Genomic DNA, 22,864 nt, shown 5'->3' with positions numbered 1-22,864 from the left:
GGATTTGGCCATGAAGACTAAATTAATCAGTATTCTGACCGCTGTGACGCTAACCGCACCAACTTTTGCTGAAAATAGTAGTGGTACGCAAGAAGCAATGGATATTGTCGCTATTGAACAGCCAAAAACATTGGTGCAGCAAGATACACCTGAAGCTGTGCATCAGATGCTCAATACAGTTGTAACAAACCTGCCAACGGAGCAACGTAATCAACTAAAACCGATGTTGCAAAAAGATGAACCCAAACCACAAACTGACGATTTTGGTCGTCCAATAGTGCCAACCGAAGAAGAAATTCAAGAGAATGCATCAAAAACAACAAGCGTTGCTGAAACTAAGCCTATTTATCATGAGCCTGAAAAACCACAGTTGACGGCCTTTCAGATGATGCAGCGCGATATGGCCAAGAAGTTTAAGCCAGTGCAGTCATATAAGTTGCGTACAGGGGATAACATTACTATTCCTGCCGCCAAATATATTCTAAACAGTATTCGTACTTCCTTTGATGAAGTTGAAGTTCGCTCATCAGATCCAAACGTGGTGCTCAAAGTTGAAGGAAGTTATCTCTATTTTACGACGGAATACGACTCACCATTTGGCTTAATTATGTATGAGAAAGGCGTACCTGAAACCCAAGTAAACGTGACTGTTGTGCCATTAAACGTGATGCCAGCGATGGTTCAAGTGACGGTTAAGTATGATAAAAAGTTAGCAAGTAAAGTTGCTAAGATTAAGCAAGACCAACAAAATGAGGCGAGTGCTCAAGAAGCCCGTATCCGTGATATGGAGTCTGAGTTAGTCCTTAAAAGTGACCCTAAATTTATGAGCAACCCTTATGTTGATTCAATCAATGATCTTCTATCGGTTGTTGCTGCTAAAAAGCGTCCGAAAGGGTTTGATTTTAGTACCAAAATACCAAGCGAGCTTAAATACCCATGTCGATTTACTGTCCCATCAGAAGCCAAGCAGCGACTCATTTCGTCACGCCGCATCGTTGATATTGTTCTAGTTAAGAATATTCGAGACATCAGTGTAATTATCCGAGAGGAGCAGTGTTGGAATACACCAGATGTTATCGCCACTGGCATTCTTAACAAAGCAACACTTTCTCCAGGTGAAGCCACAGAAGTTTATGTGGTACGTGACCGACTCTATCAAAACCGAATCAAAGAGCGCAATGAGCGTCCTTCATTGTTAGATTAAAAGGTGACTATCATGGATCTAAAAGAAAAATGGCAAGAGCCAAAAACGAGAATGATCGTTGTCGGCGCGGTGGTTGCAAGTTTAGCCTTAGTTGTCTCTTTTTATATCAAACCAGATATGACTAGTGTTAAAGAAGAGAAGAAAGAAATTGAGCATATTTATGCGCCACGCGATACAGGTGTTGTTCTAGAAAAACAAGAACTGCAGTTAGTTCAAGATGAGTTAAAGAAGATATCTCGTCAGGAGCGTCAGGCTTCGACAAAGAATAACGCTCACGATCTCGATGCGGTTTATTCTGAACTTGACCGCTTATCGGCTAAATATGAAAAAGTGGAGAGTGAACTGCATTTATATAAAACTGGCCAGAAAAAATTGGAGAGAACTGCGTACAACAATAACCAGCTTACACCTAGTCGCAATATGACTGTTGATAAACATGGCAATCCAGTCTCCATCGCATCGCCGTCGGTTGACGCTTCCGTTCCCGCTAATAATAAGCAACAACCTCAGTTAGCACCCAAAGTCTCAGGTATCCGCAGTGTTGATGCTAGTAGTGATATGATTTTACTGCAGAATGGCAAGGTAAAGACATTGGTTGAGGCGAATACAGTCTTAACAGAAGATGAAGCTAAAACTAAAGAGGAGATGAAAGCGTGGCGCGATCAAAAAGAGAAAGAACTCTCTGATGCGATTGCCGCATTGGATGTGCAAGAAACCGATCCAACGTATTCTGTTCACCTTCCAACCACATCACTAATCACAGGTATTTTGTTATCAGGCATGGAAGCACCAACCTCTGTAGGGAGCAAACGTGAACCATTACCTGCAGCTGTACGAATTAAGCTCGATGCACTGCTGCCAAATAATTACCGTGTTGATCTAAGGGACTGTCAGGCATTAGTGAGTGCTGTAGGTTCACTTTCTGATAATCGTGCATACATGCGATTAGAGTCCGTTGTCTGCATTGACGAAAACGGACTGATAGCAGAAGCAAGTGCAAAAGGCTATGGCACTGGGGCCGATGGAAAAGCAGGTATTCCCGGTCAACTTGTCGCTCGCAACGGCAAAATGTTAGCTGGTTCTATGTGGGCTGGATTTTTTAGTGGGTTAGCTGAAGGTTTAGCACCACAGCGCGTCGTCGGTGTTCAGGTTAACGATGAGGGATCAGGCTTCAATACCCCCGATATGGGAAGTATAGGCGCAGCAGCGGGACTTTCAGGTGCCTCGTCTGCATTGGACAGAGTTGCTGATTACTACGTGAAGATGCTTGAAGAAATTTGGCCAACAATCAATGTTGATGCTATGCAGGAGGTGACTTTCTTCCTGCAAGCTCCACTTAAACTTACATTTCAAGAGGTTAACTAGTCATGAGTAATAATGATAAGCCAGAGAATGATAAGCCAGAAGTGGTGACGGAGTTACCAGATGATTTGCTAACGATTGCTCGAACCAAGCCTTTTGAGGAGCAGGTGGAAGAAATAAACCAGCATGAACGGCGCGAGAAACTGGCTCACTTATCTTCTTCTTCGTCCAAATCCGTCAATGAAGATAAAGAGAAGGTTATTAATAACGCGGGGACCCGGAAAATGCGTACCAAAATGAATCCGATCCATATATTAATGGTGGTGTGGTTAGGTGTTGTTTCTTTTTTACAGATACATATGTACAAAAAGTTGGAAGCAATCACTGTACCGCCAACCATCGACAAAGCGTTATCGTCGATTGTGGTGTATCCCTACAGCGAAATTGCCGACGACTTAATGAAAAAAGGGTTTAGTTTTAGTCAAATCGAGACATACAACAGAAACATGATCCGAATTTTAAATACTCAGGGAAAAGTGGTGCTCAGTGGTGGCGCAATTGATGGTGATGTGCCGCTAAATTGGAAAGCACCTGTGCTGACCGTTGATGAAATGAATGCGTTGGCAACGAGCATCAATAAGGAGTGATTATGCGACGATTATTTGCTACCACTTTACTGTTAACATCTAATTTTGTTTTGGCAGAGTCAGTCAATATGGGCACTCTCACCGTTTTAACGAAAGATGAATTAAGCGATGGGGCAAATAATCGATATCAAACATTGCGTTACGAGAATAATATATTAACAGTTCAAGGAAATAGATTAGTAGGAGATCAAACACTCCAAGTTACCATCAGTTCGAGCGCGACAAGTGACATTGAACTTGCAGGTTATCTATTTAGTCCTGGGAGCATAAGAACCTTCAATTATAACTTCACAAATACCTCTGTTGTTGAAATGCCATTTTCAATCGAGAATAGTGGTGAAAATATCCCTTTTTCGATTTCAATTCCTCAAATCCGTTCAGATTTAGATGTTATACCCACTCTTACCCTTGATTATAACGTTAATAACATTGAACGAGACAGTGCGAGCTACCTGGTTAATGTGACGGCAACGTTAGATGTCCCGATTGGTCATACAACATCGGTGAAATATACAACGATTGATGACTCAGCAATCAGCGTGGCTGGTGATGCAAAAAATATAGCTTACGACAGTTTTGGTAATCCATTTATCAGCGTGGTTGAAACTGGAAAGGGACGAATTTATTTAGATGGTGGATTTCCGAAGTATTATCAAGTTCACACGACAGGTACAGCGTTGAATGATGCGCAAAAGCTGATGGTTAACGTTTTTAACTGGGTGAAAGATAGTTCACGCGCTCCAAAAGTTTTACTTCTTGGCGATGCGCAATACCACGAAACCAACTATCCCGTTAAAACGGGTAAATCTAATAGTTTTGCACCCACTTTTGCTGAAATAGCATCTGAAACAGGTCTAAGTTTGACGACAAAAGATACTGCTGATTTTGGCGGTACGGGTAATGCATTAATCACTTATGACGACATTAAAGATTATCAATTAGTTGTTGTGATGGGTAGTCGATCTTGTTCTTGTACCTCATTTCATGATGACACGCCAGAAGCGTTCAAGACATACTCTAATCTAGGCGGCGGTCTGATTTTTATAACCGATCACGATGTATTTCAAGGCTCTGTTAACCATATTTTAGAAGGATTTGGTGTGCAATTTTACGGCAATGTTAATCGCTCTAATGTCAATGTGAATTACTTAAAAAGCAACTATGGTGATCATCCAACCTGGAATGGACTTACCACTGTTCCTGCGGGTGGTTCTGAGGGCAATATCAATGTGTCGAGCTTTACTAATATTCAACCAGATTACGAAGCCGTTGCAGGTGAGCTGATTTTCACAGAGGGTGAAGTCTCAAAGTCATTTTCTGTCCGCATTTTGCCCGATACGGACATAGAAGATAACGAAGCCTTTAATATCAATTTGTTTGAAGAAAGTGGTCTGGTTATCCAGTCTCACTCAAACTCACTCACCATCCTTAACGATGATTGAGGCATTTATGATTAGACGACTCATCATGTCAATTGCATTTTTATTTACTTTATCAACAACTACAGTGCAAGCAACCGTCGTTGAAGTCGGATATGACGGTAAGACTTACTATCCAGAAGTCGATGTCACACCCTATTTTAATAACGCGAGCGATATTACTATTGTTACCAAAGTTGGGCTTGATCGCTTTGTTGAAGTCGAGGTTCGTCGTGGTGGTGCGCTGACTTATCAGCATACAACAGAGCTGATTGGCGTTGATGATGATTTTACAGTGCTAGGTGAGTTGTTCTATGGTGAGTCGCTTGTATTAAATAATGTTAACGTCGATGGTCAATACACCGTAACGTTGAAAACGATTGATATCAACGGAAATGAAGTTGCAAATCATCAGTTTAATTTTATTAGAGACACAATCGCGCCAACACTCGGCAACCTTTATAAAACGGGTTACTCGATGGTGGCTGACGTAAATGGCCATTGGTTTCATGGACAAAGTGGTTTAAGCCATATTCCAAATCGGACACTTGCTAATGATATTGTGGATAATAATGGGGTAGTCGAAGTATTTGCAAAATCTTATCGCTACAATGGCAGTCAGTATATTGAATATGCCACAGCGAAGCTATCATATGATGCAGAATCCAAAATTGCAGAGCTTCCTCATGATGGTTCACGAACGACTGAGCAGGACCAAATTTTTCCAAAAGGGACGCATGGTACGGAGTTATTAGCTGTGAAGTTTGTTGCTATTGATGTCGCAGGCAATGAAGGTGAGTCGAACTTGCAGACACTTTACTTTGACAGTAAAACGGTTACTGCAGAACCTTATGCTGTTTATAATCCAAATGCGACAGGAACCTTGGATGGCCTCTTTGATAAATATGAACGCTATGAGTCAAGTAAGACTATTTATCAAAATCCATTCACTATCATCTATCGCATCCCTAAGTCTGAATACATTACCGAAATCACTGGCGGTACGGGATTTGTTGGTAACTATGATGTACAGATTCATGGCGATTATGCGTACGGATTTTACCGCTTAACTCATGGAAACTACAATGGCAATTATTGGCGTACAACAAGTCGATTACGTTGGTCAGATGGTGGTATTGGTCCAAATTTAGTTCTTGATTCGAGTGTCGGTGCATCACCTGTTCGTAGTGCTTCTACTGAATATTATTATAGTGACGTAGGCTGGCGTTCTTTCAATCGATGGCACATTCAAACTAGCCAGTTACCAATAACCATTACGCACGTTCGTCAGCAAGTACAACCACGACCATATGAGCAAAAATTCACACATAGAGGTCATAACTGCATCATTCCAGCAAATGGAACAAGTTGTACAATTGATATTCCAGATATTGCTTTAAACTCAGGTACAAGTGGCTATCTGCACGATGTTGGTTATCTAAACGCAAGCGATAATAGATTTTCAAACTCATCAAATTGGGCTGATGTGTCGTGGAATGATGAACACGCCCCAAGTTTAACGTCATGGTCATTTGATGATGAAACGCGAATATTAACCTTTGCACTTTTACAACCGGGAGGTGGGGCTTGGTTTGACAATTTAAGACTTCGTTCCGTGTTCATTGCAGATGAAAATCAAACCAATCTTAATGCAAAGTTAATTTCAGGCAATCGAATTGGTAAGACGATATACGAATACCAGTTCTTGCTCGATGATATTCCCGCTGGCCAGCACCAAATTTTTATTCGTGCAGAGGAAATGCATGGTCTAGTGCTCCATCAAAAAGTGCTGGATTTTTATAACGACCAAACATCCCCATCATTGGTGACCAAATACGACAATGCTGAACAGTATCCAGATGTCGTCAGCGATCTTAGACAAGTGACGCTAGAGGTCACAGATAACAGTGAGATCACACCTTACATCCGTTTGCATGGACTTGGCGTTGATGTCCAACTTGGCTTTAGTCTAATAAGTAAAACCGGCAACACATCTATATTTGCTGCAGAACTTCCTAAAGTATTCCCGAATCTAGATGAAACTGAACGATATACGCTAGAGCTTGGTGCCATCGATGCTTTTGGCAATGAAGGTGAAATTTCAAAATCAATCAGATATCTTCCGAGCAATATTTTTATCACGGAAGCACAGCCATATTTCACAGCAGATAGGCCTATCTATCTTTCGGCAGGTGATTATCTTGCGCGAATTTATAGTGATGGTCACCTCGTCACTGCAAATGGTCAGGTTGCGACAGGTGAGCAGTACGCTGAAATTCAACTAAAACCAGATGCGTCATTTGCCATTTATTTTCGAGTTAACCAGAGCAGCCAACCAATACGTGTTGAACCAGGCGAGCTAAAAGGTTTCAATTTCACTTTAAGCTCAACTGGAGGAGCAATTAGTTTTGAGATCTGGCCCGCTGAAGGCAAATTGGGTCAATCGGATTATCTGTTGTTTATTCCGCAGTTGGTAAGTAAACCCTGACAGTGACTTGCAAAAAATTAATGATTTGAAAGAGCAACTGGATAGTTCTCAGTTGAACATGAATAAACTTGAGAAACAATATATAAGAAGTGAACAATAAATTTAACGACAACCAAAAAATTGTGTTATGTATCAGTTATTTATTATTTGTGGTGTAATGAGAGATAATTATAAATTGTAAATTCCTTTCCAGTATTAATAGATAGTATGTTAAATAAGAATAATAACGTTATGTTTATCTTTACTCTTATGCTGGCTAATAAATAGCTTGATTTATAATCTGATAATTTTATCACGTGGCTAACTCATTTATGCCCCATTCTGAGTTAGCAACTAAGGATAAAGCTGTCTAGGTTACCTAAACCACCTTAGTCTCCATTTCTTGTGAGGAGTAACTATACAATATATTGCCTTTGAAAATATTCGAAAAAGAATCCACCTTCTTAGAAGGTAGTTTTTGGGATAAGCCCCCTAAAAGGGGGCATTCATACTAATGTGGTTTTAACAATTGTAGCTGCTGCTCATATTCAATATCTCTTAATCCTGATGTTTAACGTATCTTCTGATCGTTTCTTCATGAATACCAACAGTGTCGACAAAATATCCTCGAGCCCAGAAGTGATTTTAGGGTATTTATTGAAAAGTCTGATTGCACCTCTACTCTTCAATACACCGAGTAAAGTTGAAATAGATATTTTGGTGCCCATACAATATGGTATTTACAACGCCAATATACATGTGATGAACTTCTATAGTCGTCCATGCTTTAATTCCTTCTTACTTGTGGTGAATAAGAGAGTCTTTTTAGCATGGGCGCACCTTTAGGCTGTTGCCTGAAGGAACAATCACCACCGCCATAGGCGGTGGTTTTTAGTAGTTAATAAAAAATCATATTGTTTAATGTAGAATTTATTCAAATTTCCTTAGCTTTTCTAATATTTTCACATTAAATGATAACTATTACTTTACCTTGGTGTATGTATCATAACATCAATAAACATAATACCCTCAATGAGATAGTTAATTCTATTTTACGTATAGAAAATAAGAACTATATTTTTTACCAAAGTTCACTTGAAATAATATGGTGATAACATATCTAGAGATTGGCTATATATGTAATTGATCACTGATTGGGACAATTTGATAATGTGAATTAAATAGTTAAACAATAATCAAGCTTTTTCTGAAATGAGTGATTATAATACGCCATTATTTTTTCATTTGAGTGTTATTGATGTTAGAAGTTTTAACTCTTGCCATTGCATTAAGTATGGATGCGTTTGCAGTTGCCGTTGGTATTGGTAGCAAAAATCATAAATCCCGAGCGAAAATTGCGTTTAAAGTGGCACTCTTTTTTGGGTTTTTCCAAGGGGCAATGCCGTTAATTGGATACCTTGGTGGAAGCTCAGTTTTAGGTTGGATTGAGTACTATGCTAATTTTGTCGCCTTTATCCTATTGTTAATTATTGGCGGTAAGATGTTATACGAAGCTTTCTCTCATGATGACGACGATGATGACGCTTTAGAAAAAATCACCAATAAAGCGCTATTTACTCTGGCTATTGCAACCAGTATTGATGCGATGGCAGCAGGGTTTACATTAAACCTGTTAGATTTCCAACCATTGCTTTCATGCGTGATTATTGGTGTAACAACATTTATTTTTAGTTATATTGGCGTCTATATTGGCAATAAGAGCAGCCAATGGATTGAAAGTAAAGCTGAAATATTAGGTGGTGTTGTTTTGATCCTTTTGGCTTTCAAGATGTTGTTTATTTAAAAATACCCGCCTTGCTTTAGTTCAACTCTCTAGTTACTACTGATAAACCGACGCCTTCTATTCAGAAAGTGTCGGTTTTTTATATTATATTGTTATTGTGCAGTTAATTTGGTGTTCATTTTGAAGTTAACACGCTTGGCCCATAGCGTTATAGCGACTAGCATTATGATATAGGTGGCTAGTTGGAGTAAGCTCGGCTTTTCTGTGTAACCAAATATCACATGAAGGACTAAAGCGAACCAGTTACTATGATGGTCAAAATAAGGGCTTGTATCCCAAAGCTGAGGAATAATTGCTGGTAATTTACCTGCTGTAATTAACTTTGAAACGGCCGACGCCATCATACCTGCCGAGAGAAATGTCATGACAACAGAAAAGAAGTTGAATACCTTACTGATATTGACGCGAATTAGGCCAAAATACATCAAAATACCAACAACAATCGCACCAGCTGCCCCCACTAGACTACCAAGAAAGATTGAATGAGTAGAGGTATCATTTTGTGATGCAAGACCGAGTAGGAAAAGTACAATTTCACCGCCTTCTCGAATTACGGTTAAAAATGCAACGATGGTTAAGGTTTTTAGCGGAGTTTCACTCTGAGCACTCTCTTTAAGTTTGCTGCTGAGCTGTTTGCCTTGTGCGCGCATCCAAATTACTGTCCATGCAATTAGGCCACTTGCAAAAATCAAAATAACAGCGCCTGTTACTTTAGCCTCAATCAGTTGGTGAATAGTTTCACTTGATAACGCTGCGTAGGCAAGAAGGCATGAGGCAAAAACCCCTGTAATACCACCAGAAATAATCCAAGTTTTAGAATGAGCAATTTGTCGAGAAGCAGCTAACAATAAGGTAATGATAAGAACCATCTCAAACCCTTCCCTGAAAACAATCGCCATACTGGAATACATACTCAACACCCTTAATATAAATGATAACTGTTACTATTTACGCATGATAATGATTTTTATTAAAGCTACTATTTTTCAAACTTTGATTTCACTATTGGTTTTTATATTATTAAAGCTATTCAAACAAAAGCTTACTTATTAGCAGTTAATTTATTTTGAATTGAGATATAACCTAACTCATTAATGTCCAAAAACGTGTTAGAATTGATCAATCTTTACGGCTTTATGGTCCTTATATCAGCTTTATGCGAATAAATAACGATTAGACTTTATAGTGAAGCGGGATTTCTATCATATATACGGTCTAATTGTCCTCATCAAATACCAAAGTTTTTTTACTTCGTCATTTAGAATATCAATTTGATCTTTTATTTCCCGGTTTGATAATGATTGTATTTGATTTTCTAATACTTTAACTCTTAATGCACATATTAGTGTTTCTTTCTCTATGACCGTTTTTTTCAGATCTTTTATTAGCACTATACGTGATTGTCTTTTTGCATCACGCTCTGAATCACACTTAATAAACTCATATTCTATAAAGTTTGGTATTGCTTGCTTACTTGCAATATCATCAACAACTTCTTTACCTTTGTGATATCGGCCCGACGCTGATGGCATATTACTGGTCATCGTCCAGCCAGTAAGCTCTGGTTGAGTTCTGTGTCTTAACACGTACCAATTATTTCCCCAATGCATACCCATAATTAGCTCCTTTTTTTCAGATTTCGCTCAATATAGCGCACGATATTACTGACTTTAATTTCGTCACTATCAACATGTTGCCGCTTTTGTTTTAAAGCAAGCAACGCTTCTTCTAGTGTCATTTGCTTGTTCATCATCAACTCCTCACCACTCGTTCGACCAAGTGAAAGCATCATTGTTAGTTAGAGGCTGCTCGGCTGCAGGTACTTGTTGTTCAACTATAGGTGTTGGCGGAGGCGTATTCATTTCCTCATGTACAACAACAGGTTGTGATCGCAAGGGTGCGTCTTCACTATCATGGTACAGAGGCGATGTACGATTTAAAAAAGCTGCAAACTTATCGGTCACGACATTGACGCCCTTTGGTGCAACATAGGATTTGAAATTATCGGATACATTACTGTTTTCAACTGCACGATTAATTGCAATTTGACGGTCTTGTTCTGAATGTTGTGACATTTCAGTATCGAGCATTGACCAATAGCGACTTTCTATCTCCTTTAAGGCCAACATCCGTGCTTTAAATGCAGGTGAGATGCTGTAATTAGTATCCAAGGTATGAGCTATAGCGCGGCGAATCACTGTTTTCTTGATCATTTGTGGCAAGTTCTCATCATTCCATAAAGATGAAGCCAGGGGGGATTGTTGAAACTTAGCGATAGTGGCCTGTAGGTATTCAGACTCAAGTAACTCAGTGTAAACAGAACCATCTTTGCTTTTTACCACTGCATAGGCATGAGCAATGTTACTATGAGCTGTATTTTCTAAGGTGCTAGAGTGCTCGACTTGGTGAGTCGGACCATGATATAAAAAATGGTCACCGTGATAGACGATACCTGCACTAACATCAACAACATCAGTTGACTCGATTAATAGTCGAATCATGCCATGATAAATCGGCACGTAAATCAACTCAGTTAATCCAGTCTCATCGTTAAAAAAGTGCATGATAGTCGCGCTATCCATAACTGGATTCAATGACAGTCCGACTTGGGCAACAGCTAATGTTGTGTAGTATACGCTTTGCGCATCCATCATCTGTTGATACTCTGGCTCGATATCACTGATTAGCTTAATTAACCAGAACCACTCTTTTTCGGCATTGAGTTCTTGGTGGTAATTCATGAGATCAAGAAAGTCGGGGCGTGCAGCTTCAAGAGCTTCATTAGCATCCTGATTGAGCTTTAATGCACCATAACTTAAAGTGTTTGCGATAGTCATAATGATTTCTCCACTAACTGATTAATTTAAACTAAATATTTAGGAATTGAGGCTGTTACGATGCCATCGCTTCGCACATTGGAGTGCCAATCATCTGCTTTATATCGTTGCGCTATTTCGGTTAGAGCAGAGAGCATTTTAGTGAACGTTGCTTGCTTGTTTTCAAAGTTAAAAATTTCAACTAAATCAGCATCCAAATATTCAATTGCAACAAAAATGAATCCTGATAAATTGATATTGAGTAGCGACGCAACATAGGTGTAAAACGCTTCTTGGTAGTGATAGCCAAGCTGACCTGCTTGTTTCATGAACTCTTTTGGTTCAGTTGATTTTGTTGTCTTGATATCTACAGCAAGGTTATCGTATCGAAGCCAGTCGAACCGACACTTGACCCATAGCCCCGTGACTGGACAACGAGCAATAAGAGAAACCTCTGGCAGTCCATCTTGGACAAGCATGGGCGCAACGGGATGCTTTAAAAAGGTATTATATGAGCGCGTTGCATTATCCCAAACAAGCGGATCGATCATTGTTTTATCCGCGTTCTCTTTTTCTAGTTGCTTAACCATGTCATCAAAAAAAGTTACGGGAGTCTCCGCCTTTTCCAATGCTTTGCGACAGCTCGCCTTTGTTGCTGACTTAGTTATAGTGACATTGTAACGCTCACAAGCTTCAATATGATCGGCTAATGAATCAAGTGCTTCAGTTTCTTTAGCGAGGAGCCCTCGATAATACAGGTCTTCAAAGTGCTCACCTTCCAAGATGAGTTCGTGAACATATGTGCCTGTGTCAAATGTTCGTTCTTGAACCTTAGAGCGACGCTTTAAATCGAGTCCACTTAGAAAGTCACGATAAAAGTGCGCCGGTGATTTTTTGATAAAAGTTTTGATCTGACTTGAGCTAATAGCAGGTAGCGAATGATAAACCTCATTCGGAATACCTGTATAAATGCCTTGGGTCAAATCACCTTCATCGTCCATGAAGGTCGGCTGGCCATTTACATCATAAGCATATGTGATTTGATGTGGACAATCTTTGAATGAAAGCATGACGACACCTCCAAATTGAATATTGGAGAGAACATTATCATGTGGTACTTGAGTAGTTTTAAAAATCAAATATTGGAATAATTATTGTAAATAACTTTAAAAAAACAGGAAAAATTTAAAACTCAATTATAGGTTCTAAACCAAGGGGTTAAGTCTTTTAAATTTCCAATTTTTTCTTGTATTCTAGATTTAAACTTAGATATTCCCGCAGGACTAATATGATTATCAAGAGCAACAATTTTACTTGGTTCATTAGATAATCCTTTTAATAGTTTAACATTTTGCTCTTTTGATTGAATATCAATGAATGCATGCCCTTGGGTTAAAGCACTTTTAGAAACTTCAGGCAGTGAAGATTTATGATTTAGAATAATGTCACTGATATCTTCAACATAACGCTTATCCAATATGTGATCTATACCAATGATATGAGCAATTGCAGGAAGATGTTTAATATCCGTTGAGCCGGAAAAAATGCTGATTTTAAGACTAGGGTGGGATTCTTTTATTTTTGTAATATGTTGCAGTGTATTAAAAATATCCGAATCTAGTTGTAAATCAGTTATCAGGTAATCCATAGATTCTAGTAGTGTATCAGAGACCTTATCATAACTATTACTTGTAATGGTTTCACATCCTTGAGCTTCAAATGACTGTTTTATATGATTGGCTACCATTGGATGATTATCCATAATCAATATTTTGAACATAATATCACAACCTCAAATGCTGTTTATTTATACAGTAATTTAGTCTAAAAAAGAGAGAAAGTGAAATATTATGAGCGATATTGTTTGCGTGTCATGATAACCAATTGAAATTAAACAAGTAGTTGGGTTGTTAATTTTATTAACTTGTCAGTGCTCGTTATTTGGGCTTAATATTGATGAGTGTTATGTGCATCGGGCGATAACATAACTCGCACTGGCTATAGATATAGCCAGTGCTCCTTAATGTCGAATAGGATAATATTTGCTTCCAGAGCGAGCAAAATGCTGTGCATTGCTTCGTAGTACGTCACTCATGACTGAGTAATCCACTGATAATTTATTCGCTATCTTGTGGAATTCAACGCCTTGGGGCTTATCTTTCAAGAACCTGATGGCCGCTTTTGTGATCTTTTTACGAGAGATGTTCATTCCCAAGTAGTGTTGCTTTACATGCATAAGCCAATCCGTTCGACGATACGCGTAAAAGTCTTTTCCAAAGCTTTCAGCTAACCGCTCCAGCAATAGTGACAGTTTCTCATCTCTGGTTACCGCAATAATTTCTGTAATGTCATCATTGTTGATGAGTTTGGCCTGTGCTTCTAGAATGAGTGCTAGGTCAGCGGCCTCTTTTTTTGATGGCACTTGGATACAGTTAAAGTTCTCATCGATTTCAATGGTAGAAGGATCGATATCTCTCGCTGCAGCAGCTATAAGAATCACATCTTCTCGGCCACATAAATCACGTAAATTAACCGGAATGCTGTATTGGTCGGCGTCTAAAAGGATTAAATATTTCATGGTGTCTCTCCATTAAGTTTATCTTCATCTAAATTATCGCTTATCAGTTGGTCCCATATTGGTGCTAACAGGACTATAACGTTCTGAATTCTTATTTTTTTAAAAAAGAGCCAATTTTGGGTTAGAAATAGTATTTAAAAGAAATGAGGAGATGCATGTTATATAGGGTTGGCGTTCAGCTAAATATGTAGTGAGGTACTTATTATGGGTTTCATTGTTCCTGTTATTCGTTCAAAAGATGGTTATTTTTCTATTGGTCTACCACCGTCACTGTCAGACATAGGCTATAACCGCCGTTCGGGGTTAAATGGGCAGGTGTATCAGCTCTGTATTAAGGATAATCATCATCGATTGAGAGAGGAGGAGTTTGGCAAGCAACTCGATGTTTGCTTTGAGGTTTTATCAAGGGAAAACAAGGTATTTCAGATGGTTAAGCCTAATTTAAGTAAAATGGATTTACCTACAGGGTTTTACTTAAAAATGCTTCATGAGCGTGATATACCAAACAATATACTCATGCCACCCTGTTACACTGCTCTAGATCCCCACTATACATTTAAACTATCGATAATAGATATGAGGATCGGAGAGCATACCCCCCTTGATATCAATGAGTTAGTGCGTGACACCTTGCCGAATCCTGCTAAATCGACAATCTATGCGCCTATTCAACTCAAGCATGACTTTAATGTGTATTTGTCTACACAGTATGAAAATGAAATTCTCAATGACTTTAGTACACTCGTTAGTTGTCATGGTTGCATAATCCTCAAGAATGGCTTCCGTAAGAGTCAACGTGAAACTCGCATAGAGCGGTTAGCGATAAAATATAGTGTTCAATTGAAGTCGATTTCGCTAGAAATGGCTCTATAATCCAAAAATGTCGTCTAATCGGGGTCATTTGGTCCTGTTAGCAGAGGTTTCACTGAAAATTGTCTCTCATACTTAATGTAGAGCAACAGAATTTAAAGGTGAAACTGTGAAACAACATGGAACGATTTATTCAATGTTTGGCTTTTGGTTACTTCTTCTCAGTCCATTTCTGACAGAAGCCAGCCAAAAAATTGATCCAAGCGTATTTGGTAATATCAATATCAAGTCCTCGGCTATGTATCAAACAAATGGTTTGATGATGCTAGAAACCGATGATGGTGATACTTACCTTGCAACGGCCGATGGGCGATTTTTAATTAAAAACCCGACAATCTACTCCACTTTTAATGCACAAGTCGTTAACTCAATTGCTGAGTTTAAAGCGGCAATGCAATTAACGCTAAATAACCTCCATGTCGATCCAGAAACCGACCTACTTGGTTACAGCATCAATCCAGATGCTAAAGAGTTTGGCGGAACGTTATTCATCTCACCTCGCTGTCCATATTGCAAAAAGTTTACTGATATTCTTCGTGAGAATTATCCAGATAAGCGATTCTTCCTCGCATTTGCCCCAATTCTATCAAAAGAAGTCTATCAGCAAACTATCGACGCAAGCTGTAGTGCCGATCCAAAAAGCGCACTGCAAGCAGTCTATGAAAATCACTATAAAGCAGACCTTTACCCTGTCGTTGGCGATTGTAAAAAAGAAATCAATCTCGTCAACAAGACCATTGCAGCTCTGCAAATGCTGAGTCAAGGCACGATGGGTGTACCGACCTTCACTAACGATGATGGCGTTGTCGTTGGCATCACAGATGCAGAAGTGAAGGTGGCTGAGTTGTTTGCTAAAGCTGAAAAGGAGTAAATCATGAGAAGTTCATTATTCGCTATCGCTGCATTAACAAGTGTCATTTCAGGCTGTAGTACGGTTGGTCATGAAGCTGAGAACTGTGCGGGGTCAACTTCTGGTATTAGTTGTGCCTCATCAAGAGAGGTGTTTGAGATCACCAATTACTACAACAATGCTGATGACTATGTAAAAGAGACTGGTGACTCTCGCGTGACCGTGTTGGACAAAGATGGCAAAAAGATACCTTATTCTGAATTCCACAACGAAGAAGAAAAAGAAAAGCAGATGACGAGCAATAGTCTGCCAAATTCGACGATGGCACCGCCTGTTCAGCAACAAATGAATGCGATGCAAGCTAATGCCCAGTTCCAAAGTCTTCCCGCTGTTGAACCTGTAGGTATGAGAAAAGCAGCCGAGATTGTTCGAGTACTCACTCGACCATATGTGGACTCACACGACCGAGCGCAAGTGCCTGGTTATTCATATGTCGAAGCAGTTGATCGCACTTGGATAATCGATAGAGAAGCAAAAGGTAATGCTGTGCAGTTTCAAAGTGTTGGTATGAGAAAAGACAGTCTACGACAAGATTATACTCCCAATGACAATGGTGAAATTGGCGTTTCAAAGCGCAGTGGGAATGACATTACGATTGAGCAAGCCAAAGCAAATGCTCGTAAAAATGCAAACGAAGTGATGTTTGACATCCAGAACGGACAATAAGGTGACTGACTATGCTGAGTGATTTTTTTGCTAGAAAGAATAGAGAGCACGCCTATGGTGAGTTGCTACCCGTGCTTGACTATGTTGAGTTAGGTAAGGGCACTGAAAAGGAATTTGGCTTCTTTGTGCTTGAAGATGGCTACATTGGAAAAATGTACTTCATCAATACTGTACCTGCAGTCAATGAAGAACTGCAGACGATGATGGAGGATATTTATAAACTAAATGTACCAATCGATACATTTTGCCAAACGATACTGTGGGCAAATGATGATTTAAGTCGTTTTGAAGAAAACTTTGCCAAGTTTCATGGTGATAGACAACAAGATCCATCAACAAATGAAAAACTGACCATGATGAGTAAAAAAATCATGGAGCACTATAAGCGCAGTTCTAAAAAAGGTTTTAACAAAAGCGACTGTAAAGCGCGAGTCTTTGACTGCTTCTTTCTGGTTAAAGTGCCAATTAAAGGAAAATACAGCAAGCCAACCACTGCTGAACTCCGCCAATTCCATGAGATTTGTACTGATATTCAAGAGTCGTTTGCAAAGATTGGGTTATCTCCAACGCCGATGGACCAATGGCAATGGCTGCATTACATGCAGAAAGTCCATAATCGTCGAGATGACGCATGTTGGCGCAATGGTGAGATGAACAATAACAAGATGTACTTAGCACGCGAGCAAGTGCAGCAAGTTGGCGGTAAAATTGAATTTACTGACCGTCGCATTGAGATTGATGAGAAGCCAATTGCGGCATTATCGGTCCGTCGCTTTCCCGATGCAGTCGGCTTTGGTGATATGCTGAATCTATTTTCAGACTGGAAATTTGGCCACTCAACGATATGGTCGAATTTTGCGATTATCCTCAACGTCCATTTCCCAGACTTTGATAAAAAGGCAAAAAGCATTCGTAAAACAAGAAAAGGGATGGAGCTGCAGTCAAACAACAAACTGGCTAATTGGTCAGATTCGGTCAGATGGCAACTCCGTGATTACAATGAGGTGTTTAATGCAATGGAATCCAAAGGCTCAAGGCTGGTTAATTTACACCTGCAGTTCCTAGTTTGGGGTGATAATGAAGACCAGTTGACCCGTGAGATTGCTCGATTTAAAAAAATAGCAAAATCACCGGCAGGGTTTGAACTTGAAGAAGACCGATATTTAACATCACCATTGTTTCTACATAGTTTACCTTTCGGTCCAGATACCACTTCCATGAATTTCATCAACCGTTACATGCTTGTACCAAGTCATGTTGCGGCATTTTTAACACCCATTATTTCAGCATCAAAAGGCAATGCCCCGCACGCACCAATCATTCCATTTGTGACACGCGATATGTCCATGTTTGGATTTAATCCCTACGAAACAGATGGTTCCATGAATGGCATCATTGTGGCGGAATCGGGATCAGGTAAATCGGTACTCATCAACTACATCGTCACTTGCTTATTAGGTTCAGGCAAGAAAATGACGCGCTCATTACTCGCTAAATTGCACAATATGGACGAGCGAGAGCTGAAACAACTCTCAGATCAGTTGCCCGATATGTTTGGCAAATCAGGTGATGGCGGTATGGCCGTTATTATAGATGTTGGATATTCCTACAAAAACCTATGCACCATGCTCGGTGGTACTTATTTAGAGTTTGGCTCTCAGATGGAATATTCTCTGAACCCTTTCCCTTCTATCGTTGACTGGAAAGGAAGTGATGGCCAGGCGGGGATGATACTGGATTTATTTAAGCTGATGGCTGACCCTGCTGGACGATTGACACGTATCCAAGAAACGCAAATGGCCTCGTTATTACAGGCGATGTGGGATGACCACGGCACGGATTCGTCTGTCACGATATTTGCAGAATATTGCTCACGCCATGACTTAGAAGAAGTCAGAATGGTTTCATTGATGATCGAACCTTATTGCGAAGGCGGGATGTACGGCGATATTTTCACCGCGAGAAAAGCACCACCTTCACTTGATAACCCGATGATCGTGTGTGAATTGGAGCAGTTAAAGTCGCTTCCTGAAGTACAGTTACTTGTCTTAATGCAAATTATCAACATTTGCTATCGTCATTTCTTCTTATCAGATGATGATCCAACGAATCGTCGTCGCAAAATGTTAGTGGTTGATGAGTGTTTTAGTTTCCTTTCAGGCAATGACAGCCATGAAGGTGTGAATCCTGTGGCAAACTTCCTATCTAGCGCATACCGCCGATTTAGAAAAGTGGAGGCATCGGCTTGGATTTGTACTCAGCTTCTTTCTGATTTGACCGACTCCGAAGTTGGACGCGGTATTGCAGCTAACTCGGTATACCGTTTCTACTTATATCAAAAATCAGACACGATAGAGAGTGTGAAGAACGAAAAACTTCTCTCGTTAAGCGATCAGCAATTTGAGTTAATGAAGTCTGTACGTACCAGAAAAGGGAAGTTCTCAGAAATCTTTTTCCAAGCGGGTGACGATATATGTGAGATTTTACGCTTCTATGCACCTAAAGAACTGTTGCTTGTGTATTCAACGGATCCAAAGGATAGAAGTGATATTGCTTACTATACAGGCCAAGGATATAGCATTGAAAAAGCAGTAGCCGCCGTCTTGGAGGATCGTGGTTATACCATAGATGATGGTCTAGAAGACAAAGAGAATATCTTTGAGCAATACGAGGATATGGATTCTGATAACTATGAATGTGATGAGGTTTCAAATGGTTAAGTCAATATTTATGGTCGTAGCAGCAGTGTTTCTTGTCAGTATAATTGCAGTTGGTTTGTCGCAATTGGTCAAGCCAGCTTATGCGCAAGCTCCAACGACTCCAGTACAGCAGGCTCAATCGGTATTACAAGGCTACAAAGATGCTTGTGATAAATGCGTGAACACCATTGAAAAGTGGTCGTCTACCATCAGTCAGAAATGTCAGCGAGATTACAACTCCATTGTCATTAACTCGGTTGAGATGATGGGATTGCAGTATATGGCGATAGCTGATGCCGTTGGTCACCCGCAAGCATACCTTCTTAGTAACCATGCAAAAGATACGCTTAATTGCGCCAATTTAACTGCGTGGAGCCAAGGTATCGTTGACTACGCCGATGCTATCGACAAGATGCAACGCGGTGGTACGACGCTGAACTAACTAAGAGGCCCGGGATTATGGTGACGAATTTTACGCAAAATAAAGTGTTTATAAGCCTGTCGATTGTCTTGATTGGACTGGTTTTAGTATTTGGTTATCATTTTTTGGGGCATTACCAGCACCGGCAAGTCATAAGTCATTGTATTAAAGATGTTTACAATATCTTTACGCCAAGCAAGGAGTTTGCCTACCATCCGTCGCAATCCGACAATTTAGAGAGTATTCAATCAAAGCTGGACCAGGGCCCTGGAATCAAAAAAATCACTATGATTAGTAAGCACTGTACCAAATCAACTTGTGACTTTAGTTTCCAGACCTTATTCGATAACGATGAAGTCTCAATGGTCTGGTCAGCACAGTGGAGTCTCTTAGATGGCCAACCGTTGCTGACCAACATTAATAATCTGGATGGTATGTTCTTGACGCTGAATGGTCAAAAAGAAGCGTTGAAAGCGTTAAGGTTATCAAATTAGAAATAGGTCTTATCTTACAGTAACTATTCAGGCTATTTAGAAAAAATATCATGTAAATGACAGCTAAACAATAAGGTTAAAGCAGCAGATGCAGATACTCAATTTTTATTGTGATTTATGCTTGAAGCAAGCACCAGCCCCATTTTTAATCCAAATGGTTTAAATGCCTTATTGATTATCTCTGGTGTATAGTTTCCCTTGTCATTCTCGAGTTCTGAAATGGTTTTACGAGATACCTTAACTAAGTCAGCAAACTCTGTTTGCTTAATATTAAGTACGTGTGTTCTTAATAGCTTAAGAGCTTGACCCTGACTAATTTCTCCATCCGTTAACAACTCATAAATTCTAAGAATATTTACTTTGAAGTTTTTACGGTCTGGTGCTTCAGACCTACTTGAAACTCGCCGAATTGTATCAAGCTTTATCTTATTGTCATTGCTATGTTGAGTTTGACTAACACACATGGATTTCTGCTCATCTTTTAAATTTAAGATCTTCAGCCTTTTAACGGTATCTTCAACAGCAACGTAATCTGTATTACGATTTCTCTTTTTTGAGTAATGATCATTCATGAGTTAATATCCCCCATTTTTCCAACCTTTTTTCAACAAAATTAAGGCCAATAGCTGGCATATCAAGAATCTGGTTCGGTAATCCTTTATCTTTGAGCCTTTGCCTTAAGCCAATCAATTGTTTTGATGTCTGACATAATGCAGAGAGAAGCTTTTCCTGTGGAACTAGATGATTTAAAGCTCTTGAAATACCAATAAAATCATACTCGCCACCGACTTCAAAATCACGCCATTTGGTTGTTCTTATAATGCCTTCTACATCTGCTTTCATTGGAGCAAAATCGTAAATTGGCGCAAGCCAAATACCATTTTCATCCCTTAAAAACGAAGTGTTTCGACCATGGTTATCGCTATTACCAAACACAATATTCAGAAGGTCTCTACGTACCCATTCAATGACAAATTCTTCAATATCAAACCTAAAGCCATTAGCTACCATATTGCTATTGTTAATTATAGATATGATTTTTTCTAAGCAGTCTTGATGATAAAGAGTAGTTCCTGGTTCCGCATCCATCATCGAGTAAACAGATTCCATAGCAAACCTTTTTATCTGGTTGCCTTCAAGAAACTTAATATCAAATCTTGGTAACCATAGGGATGGATAACGCGTACCTTCTTCTAATCTCATATTATCTATAGGGATTGTACTAAAACCCATTTCAGTTAGTTCATGATAGAAATAATACTCAGCTCTTAAGATATTACAGTCGGTTTTTGAACGCTGGCCTCTCGGAAACTTCACAAGGTAGTGTAGATCGCGGCATTCTGTATCATCTTGAAATGTATCTATCCAAATTTCCTCATTTTCATTGCATCGCAATAGTAATTTAGGCGCTTCCCCCCAGCACCTGTTGCACCGCCAGCTGCCGCACCTTTACTCTGAGCGTACGATAAAAAGTCACTATCTCTTTCAACTACATCTGAAATGGCAAACTTCATTTTTTCAGCAACCTGATTAACTGGAGGAAGAGAATCTTTAATTCGTAGGTTACCAATTGGTGACATTGTTCCATGCTTAAGTAAAACAAATGTCTGTTGGCTAAAGCTTAATCCTGCAAGATCTAAATACTTAATCCAGTAACGGCGGCTCGCACCAGCCGGAACGATATCATCTAAAAATTTTAACCAGCCAGGCGCAAGCCCACGATAATCAAAGAAAAAACTAACAGGGTAATTTATAGAGGCAGCGTGATTATTATCAGCCTCAAAAAAGGTTAGTGCATGGTCTCTTGTGTACTCAATAGTGGTGGTTGTGAAATCACCTTCTGAGCTATTTGGCAGAGTAATAGTGGCAATATCAATCCATTCATTATGCAAAAAAGCTTGAACAATAACCTCTTCCATCAGTGCACCTACATCAAAAAACATAATGTGAGATATAATACTCATAAAATAAAAAAACTTCAAATAGTGTGTGGTATATGTAGCATTGAGAGGCAGAAATCAATTTTATGTCACTTATATGGATCATATGCTAAGGAGAACTAGAAAGATTCTTTAGCTTCGTGGTAGTTCACAAAGGCACCCACCACATTAATAGAAGATCTAGATTCAGTTGTCACAGTATGTGCAAAAATCAAACGAAGATGAGCTTCATAAAAATAAACTTAGCACACTAGGGGCTGTTGATCTTTGTTTATAATTTGCGCAGGAAGCGCAATCTCATATAATTATTTCGCCAAAAGTAACATATGAGACTACTATGCCCCGATTAATGCTCACTGATGAGATGTGGTCGAAGCTTAAAGCTATTTTGCTTGAAGACCGTGTTTATAACAAACCAGAACATAGGAAAACTTTTGAAGGTATTTTATATCGCTAAAGAGTTGGCTGCCCTTGGCGAGATTGTTTTAACAATACCTTTGAGTTCTGCAAGAAACCCTGTGTGCCGACATCGCTTTTTTAGAACAGCTCTTGTTTCAATGTGTGCAATATCTTTAAATGGTAAGTCTTGTATAAAGTAGTGACTCATGAATAGTCCCCATTATTTTTT

20 protein-coding genes and 3 pseudogenes are annotated in these 22,864 nt (G+C 39.4%); 13 read left to right on the top strand and 10 right to left on the bottom strand.

The annotated features are described in order from the left end of the window. The first annotated feature begins 10 nt into the window (after positions 1 to 10). Genes L0B53_RS18700 through L0B53_RS18680 form a run of 5 tightly spaced genes read left to right on the top strand, consistent with a single transcriptional unit; the run spans position 11 to position 7,059 of the window. Positions 11 to 1,204: a hypothetical protein gene (locus L0B53_RS18700; RefSeq protein ID WP_235062464.1), complete on the top strand. Its 1,194-nt coding sequence runs from the start codon at positions 11 to 13 to the stop codon at positions 1,202 to 1,204. 12 nt (positions 1,205 to 1,216) lie between these two features. Next, positions 1,217 to 2,569 (top strand): TraB/VirB10 family protein, encoded by a 1,353-nt coding sequence (locus L0B53_RS18695; RefSeq protein WP_235062463.1) that lies wholly within the window; start codon positions 1,217 to 1,219, stop codon positions 2,567 to 2,569. A gap of 2 nt (positions 2,570 to 2,571) precedes the next feature. Beyond that, a complete protein-coding gene (locus L0B53_RS18690) occupies positions 2,572 to 3,153 on the top strand; it encodes a hypothetical protein (protein WP_235062462.1) in 582 nt (193 codons plus the stop codon). A 2-nt stretch (positions 3,154 to 3,155) separates the two neighbouring features. Next, entirely contained in the window at positions 3,156 to 4,595 is a 1,440-nt protein-coding gene (locus L0B53_RS18685; protein WP_235062461.1) for a Calx-beta domain-containing protein, read from the top strand. Positions 4,596 to 4,602: 7 nt separating this feature from the next. Beyond that, on the top strand, positions 4,603 to 7,059 hold the full coding sequence (locus L0B53_RS18680; protein ID WP_235062460.1) for an Ig-like domain-containing protein: 2,457 nt from the start codon (positions 4,603 to 4,605) through the stop codon (positions 7,057 to 7,059). 490 nt (positions 7,060 to 7,549) lie between these two features. Here L0B53_RS18680 and L0B53_RS18675 read toward each other — a convergent pair. Further along, a pseudogene (locus L0B53_RS18675) lies at positions 7,550 to 7,822 on the bottom strand (transposase). Between the two features lie 474 nt (positions 7,823 to 8,296). Here L0B53_RS18675 and L0B53_RS18670 point away from each other — a divergent pair. Then, a complete protein-coding gene (locus L0B53_RS18670; RefSeq protein ID WP_095498563.1) occupies positions 8,297 to 8,842 on the top strand; it encodes a manganese efflux pump MntP family protein in 546 nt (181 codons plus the stop codon). 92 nt (positions 8,843 to 8,934) lie between these two features. On the opposite strand, the gene L0B53_RS18665 is transcribed toward L0B53_RS18670, so the two are convergent. From L0B53_RS18665 to L0B53_RS18640, 7 genes are all read right to left on the bottom strand, one after another. Further along, complete coding sequence (locus tag L0B53_RS18665) at positions 8,935 to 9,753, bottom strand: FTR1 family protein (RefSeq protein WP_095498562.1); 819 nt, start codon at positions 9,751 to 9,753, stop codon at positions 8,935 to 8,937. Positions 9,754 to 10,044: 291 nt separating this feature from the next. Next, positions 10,045 to 10,458 carry a hypothetical protein gene (locus L0B53_RS18660; protein ID WP_235062459.1) on the bottom strand — a complete coding sequence of 138 codons (414 nt, stop codon included), beginning with the start codon at positions 10,456 to 10,458 and terminating at the stop codon, positions 10,045 to 10,047. Positions 10,459 to 10,460: 2 nt separating this feature from the next. Beyond that, complete coding sequence (locus L0B53_RS19495; RefSeq protein ID WP_260115603.1) at positions 10,461 to 10,595, bottom strand: hypothetical protein; 135 nt, start codon at positions 10,593 to 10,595, stop codon at positions 10,461 to 10,463. 7 nt (positions 10,596 to 10,602) lie between these two features. Further along, the gene (locus L0B53_RS18655; RefSeq protein ID WP_235062458.1) at positions 10,603 to 11,679 is read right to left on the bottom strand and encodes a recombinase RecT; all 1,077 of its coding nucleotides are present in this window, start codon (positions 11,677 to 11,679) and stop codon (positions 10,603 to 10,605) included. A gap of 26 nt (positions 11,680 to 11,705) precedes the next feature. Then, a complete protein-coding gene (locus L0B53_RS18650) occupies positions 11,706 to 12,728 on the bottom strand; it encodes a PD-(D/E)XK nuclease-like domain-containing protein (RefSeq protein WP_235062457.1) in 1,023 nt (340 codons plus the stop codon). A 122-nt stretch (positions 12,729 to 12,850) separates the two neighbouring features. Next, complete coding sequence (locus L0B53_RS18645) at positions 12,851 to 13,420, bottom strand: hypothetical protein (protein ID WP_235062456.1); 570 nt, start codon at positions 13,418 to 13,420, stop codon at positions 12,851 to 12,853. 258 nt (positions 13,421 to 13,678) lie between these two features. Then, positions 13,679 to 14,236: a hypothetical protein gene (locus L0B53_RS18640; protein ID WP_235062455.1), complete on the bottom strand. Its 558-nt coding sequence runs from the start codon at positions 14,234 to 14,236 to the stop codon at positions 13,679 to 13,681. Between the two features lie 204 nt (positions 14,237 to 14,440). On the opposite strand from L0B53_RS18640, the gene L0B53_RS18635 reads away from it, so the two are divergent. From L0B53_RS18635 to L0B53_RS18610, 6 genes are all read left to right on the top strand, one after another. Next, the gene (locus L0B53_RS18635; protein WP_235062454.1) at positions 14,441 to 15,109 is read left to right on the top strand and encodes a hypothetical protein; all 669 of its coding nucleotides are present in this window, start codon (positions 14,441 to 14,443) and stop codon (positions 15,107 to 15,109) included. A gap of 106 nt (positions 15,110 to 15,215) precedes the next feature. Next, on the top strand, positions 15,216 to 15,977 hold the full coding sequence (locus L0B53_RS18630) for a thioredoxin fold domain-containing protein (RefSeq protein ID WP_235062453.1): 762 nt from the start codon (positions 15,216 to 15,218) through the stop codon (positions 15,975 to 15,977). 3 nt (positions 15,978 to 15,980) lie between these two features. Beyond that, entirely contained in the window at positions 15,981 to 16,682 is a 702-nt protein-coding gene (locus L0B53_RS18625; RefSeq protein ID WP_235062452.1) for a TraV family lipoprotein, read from the top strand. Positions 16,683 to 16,693: 11 nt separating this feature from the next. Continuing rightward, a complete protein-coding gene (locus tag L0B53_RS18620; RefSeq protein WP_235062451.1) occupies positions 16,694 to 19,402 on the top strand; it encodes a TraC family protein in 2,709 nt (902 codons plus the stop codon). A gap of 25 nt (positions 19,403 to 19,427) precedes the next feature. Next, positions 19,428 to 19,823: a hypothetical protein gene (locus tag L0B53_RS18615; RefSeq protein WP_235062450.1), complete on the top strand. Its 396-nt coding sequence runs from the start codon at positions 19,428 to 19,430 to the stop codon at positions 19,821 to 19,823. Between the two features lie 17 nt (positions 19,824 to 19,840). Beyond that, positions 19,841 to 20,296 carry a hypothetical protein gene (locus tag L0B53_RS18610; RefSeq protein ID WP_235062449.1) on the top strand — a complete coding sequence of 152 codons (456 nt, stop codon included), beginning with the start codon at positions 19,841 to 19,843 and terminating at the stop codon, positions 20,294 to 20,296. A gap of 98 nt (positions 20,297 to 20,394) precedes the next feature. Here L0B53_RS18610 and L0B53_RS18605 read toward each other — a convergent pair whose 3' ends face one another. Then, positions 20,395 to 20,868 (bottom strand): helix-turn-helix transcriptional regulator, encoded by a 474-nt coding sequence (locus L0B53_RS18605; RefSeq protein ID WP_235062448.1) that lies wholly within the window; start codon positions 20,866 to 20,868, stop codon positions 20,395 to 20,397. Further along, positions 20,861 to 22,215: pseudogene (locus L0B53_RS18600) on the bottom strand (type II toxin-antitoxin system HipA family toxin). Before L0B53_RS18600 ends, L0B53_RS18605 begins: the two are co-directional and overlap by 8 nt. 358 nt (positions 22,216 to 22,573) lie before the next feature. On the opposite strand from L0B53_RS18600, the pseudogene L0B53_RS18595 reads away from it, so the two are divergent. Then, a pseudogene (locus L0B53_RS18595) lies at positions 22,574 to 22,690 on the top strand (IS5/IS1182 family transposase); the annotation flags it as partial. Positions 22,691 to 22,864 lie beyond the last annotated feature (174 nt).

It is taken from the genome of Vibrio sp. SS-MA-C1-2 (genome assembly GCF_021513135.1).
Classification (GTDB): domain Bacteria; phylum Pseudomonadota; class Gammaproteobacteria; order Enterobacterales; family Vibrionaceae.
The sequence above is the reverse complement of the archived record's forward strand: the minus strand, read 5'-3'. Positions and strand labels throughout refer to the sequence as shown.